The sequence below is a fragment of the Gammaproteobacteria bacterium genome (genome assembly GCA_028817255.1).
Lineage (GTDB): Bacteria > Pseudomonadota > Gammaproteobacteria > Porifericomitales > Porifericomitaceae > Porifericomes > Porifericomes azotivorans.
Genome location: JAPPQA010000203.1, coordinates 1 through 3,486, shown reverse-complemented (window position 1 = coordinate 3,486; position 3,486 = coordinate 1). Strand labels below are relative to the sequence as shown.

Here is a 3,486-nt window from a genome sequence, read left to right as displayed (position 1 = left end):
CGGAATAGCCGCGCCGCATTCAGCCCGGCGCCGGGGAGCCGCCCTCTGCCGCCCGCGCCGGCGCCCCGCACAGCGCCCTGCCCAGCAGGGCCATGGCCGCGATGCCCCACACGATGACGGCGCCGCCCGGCAAGTCCAGGAGCGCGGACAAGACCAAGCCCAGCGCGTACCCCGCGCCGCCGGCGGCATAACCGACCAGCAGCGCCCTGCCCGCGCTCTGACCGATGCCCGCCAGCGCCGGGATAATCAGGCTGGCGAACACCAGATAAACCCCCGCCAGCTGCACCGAGGCCGTAACCGCCAGGGCGAACAGCGCGTAAAAGCCCACCCGTCCGACACGGCGCGCCCCGAGGCAGAACCACACCGACAAAACGAATGCCGAGACCAAAACGGCGGGGAGCAACTGCCCCCACGTCACCCAGAGGATTTGCCCCACCAACAATTCCCTGAGGCGTTCGCCGCCGTGCGGGTTTTCCGCCAACAGCAGGATGCCCGCCGTAGCGGCGAGCACGAAGGCCGCCCCGATCAGCGCTTCCTGGAACTTGCCCCAGCGCCGTTCCATCCAGCCCAGCAAGCAGGCGCCTGCCAGGGCGCTGGCGACGGCGGCCAACTGCGTCCCCCAGCCGTGCGCCTCCCAACCCAGGGTATGGGCAACGATCACGCCCAGGCCGGCAATCTGGGCAACCGCCAAATCTATGAATACGATGCCGCGCTTGAGCACTTCCCGCCCCAGCGGCACATGCGTGGCAAGCACCACCAAGCCGGCGGCAAAGGCCGGCCCCAGGATGCTCGCGTCCAGGCTTGCCAGGTTCACCTGGCCCTTGCCAGACTCACCCGGCCGCTTCGAGCAAGGCCCGCAACAGGCGTTCGAACCACTGCCCCAGCTCCTCGCCCTCGCCCACGGTGGCGGGCAGGGCAAGAACGGGGATGCCGGTCTTCCCGGACAGCCAACGCGCCGCGCGCCCGCTCCGGTACTCGGTATGGACGATCAGAGCGGCCGGCTCCTGGCGCATTTGCTCCAGCAACGAGGCCAAGTGACTGCCGCTGGGCGGAATGCCGGGCTTGGGCTCCAGGGCCGCGGCCCTTTGCAGCCCCGCCCAACGCTCCAGATAGACCCAATAATTGTGATAGACGACGATGCGCTTGCCGCGCAACGGCGCGGCCAGGCGCCGCCATTCCTCGCGCGCGGCCTGCCAACGGGCCGCGAAATCCGCCAGGTTCCGCCGGTACTGGGGCGCATTCGCCGGATCGATCGCGGCCAGAGTCGCGGCCAGCGCCCGGGCCACCTGTTCGACGCGCCGCGGGTCCAGATGAATATGCGGGTTGCCCGCGGCGTGGACGTGGCCCCGGCTGCGGTCCAGCGTCGCGGGCTTCTCCAACAAGGCGGTATGGGCCGTCGCCATGAAATGCCCCGGCTGCCCCGCCTGTATCCTGCCGTTGCCCGATTTTCGCAACAGCAGCGGCAGCCAGCCGATCTCCAGCTCCGCGCCGGCGCACACCAGGAGGTCGGCGCGGCGCGCCCTGGCGATCAGACTGGGGCGCGCCTGGATATAGTGCGGATCTTGCGCCGCCGTGGTAGCCGCATAGACCTCCACGTTGTCGCCGCCCAAGGTCCGCGCCAGGGCGCCCCACTCGGGCTCGCAGGCGAAGACCTTAAGCGGCGCCGCAACGGCATCGCCGCCGCCGGCCAGGGGCAGCGCCAGGGCAAGAACGAGCAGCGCCGACAGGCGCTGACCGTCCGCTCGATTCGGGTCCGCCCGATTCGGCGCCCAATGCGGCGCATCCCCGCCGACTACAGGCGCGCGGTCGCGGCACATGACCCCAGATCCGCTCAATAGCCGCTCAATAGCCGTAGCCGCTCAATTCCGATCAATACGAATGGGCGCCGTGCGCGCCCAGGCTGTGGGTATATTGCAGAAAAACCTGGTCGTCCGCATCGGCGCTGGATTTATCGCGGTTGTATTGCAGGCGCAGGCGGCTGAACTCGCTGGGCAGCCATTCCAGCATGAGGCTGTACCTCCTGGGCCGGTGTCCCTCGTCGTCCAGCCCCGCCTCGGCCAACACATCCGCGTCCGAGCCGGAGTTGTCGGCGCGCAACCGGTCGTAGCGCACTCCCGTGCGCCAGCGGGGCAGGAACCGGTAGGCCGCCTGCGCGTACCAACCGCTTTGCCGGCCCCGGTAATCCGTGGACTCGAACGGGTCGCTGTTCAGCAATACGACGCGGCCGCCCTCCCGCCGCGCCAAATACTCGAACTGGAATTTAAATTGCCGCACATTCGGATTGCCCAGGGGCGCCCACTTGTACACCAGGTCCAGGGCACGGATCCGGGAGTCCCCGGAAAACGAAGGGGTCTCCACCGCCGCGCCGGCATCCTCGCCGTCATGCCCGTGGCCGCCGCCCGCGCGCCCGTTCACATCGTCCGCCCGCCATTGCCCGAGCCCCAGCTGCCAGCTGTGCTCGATGCCGATATCGCCCCCGATGTGGGCAAAGGCGCTCCAGGCGCCGACGCCGTCATGCCCGCTGCCCGCGGCGGGGAAGCGGCCGCCGCGAAAGAGTTCGGCGCCCACCTCCAGAAACGTGTCGAAAGGCGCAACGTAACTGGCGCGCAGGCCGTCGTCGGAGAGCTGCCGGTGACCGAACAGCCCCCGATAGACCAGCGGCGCATCGGCGAAATCCCAGGCATGTTCGTGCTGCTCGTTCAGATACCCGAGCGCGGAGTAGAAGCGCCCCGCCCGCAGCGTGAGGCCATGGCCCAGTCCCAGGCTTTGCACGAAAGCCTCCTCCAGCTCCAATTCGACCGCGCCTTCGTGCTGATCGAGCACGAAGACCAGCTGGCCGTAAAACCTGTCGTCAATATTGCCGCTGGCGTAGAACTCCGTGTGCCCCAGCGAAAGGCCCTCGTCGCCGAGGCCCGCCTCTTCTTCCAGCAGGAACCCCGGCAGTTCGTACGCCTCCGGGTCCTTGCTGAAAGCGGCGTAACGCCCGTCCAGAATAATGCTAATCGCCGGGTTGAACGCCCTGGCGGCGGCGGCGACGACCGGGCCAGCCGGGGCAGCTGGGGCAGCCGGGGCGGCCACCGCCGACGCGGCCTCCTCCTGCGCCTGCCTGGCTCGTTCCTCCGCCGCGCGCAGGCTCTCCTCCAGGGAGCGGAGGCGCTGGTCGTATTCTTGCCGCAAAGACTCGAGCTGCCCCTTGATCGCCTCGATATCGTCTTCCGCAACGGCGGGGGCCGCACCGCCCGCGGCCAGAACCGCCACCGCCAAAACCAGCGCCGCGCGCCGTGACCGATTACCTATAACCGACATAACATCTCTCCCATACAAACGAGTTTTATTGACATCTCTCATGAATCGCCGCGCCCCGCGCGCACCCATGACCGCAGCCGACTGGACCGCAACCGCTTGCCTGCCGGTTGCGAGGCGCCGCCTCCATCTCGACGCTACGTTATAATGTACCCTCTCCCTGTCGTCAAGCCCGCCGGCAGA

3 protein-coding genes are annotated in these 3,486 nt (G+C 68.7%); all 3 read right to left on the bottom strand.

Annotated elements, in window-relative coordinates; genetic code table 11:
• Positions 1-19: 19 nt before the first annotated feature.
• Genes OXU43_08200 through OXU43_08190 form a run of 3 tightly spaced genes read right to left on the bottom strand, consistent with a single transcriptional unit; the run spans position 20 to position 3,306 of the window.
• Positions 20-814: a metal ABC transporter permease gene (locus OXU43_08200; protein MDD9825134.1), complete on the bottom strand. Its 795-nt coding sequence runs from the start codon at positions 812-814 to the stop codon at positions 20-22.
• Positions 815-830: 16 nt separating this feature from the next.
• Positions 831-1,835 (bottom strand): zinc ABC transporter substrate-binding protein, encoded by a 1,005-nt coding sequence (locus OXU43_08195; protein ID MDD9825133.1) that lies wholly within the window; start codon positions 1,833-1,835, stop codon positions 831-833.
• Positions 1,836-1,869: 34 nt separating this feature from the next.
• Positions 1,870-3,306, bottom strand: a complete 1,437-nt coding sequence (locus OXU43_08190; GenBank protein ID MDD9825132.1) for a TonB-dependent receptor — start codon at positions 3,304-3,306, stop codon at positions 1,870-1,872.
• Between the last annotated feature and the right edge of the window lie 180 nt (positions 3,307-3,486).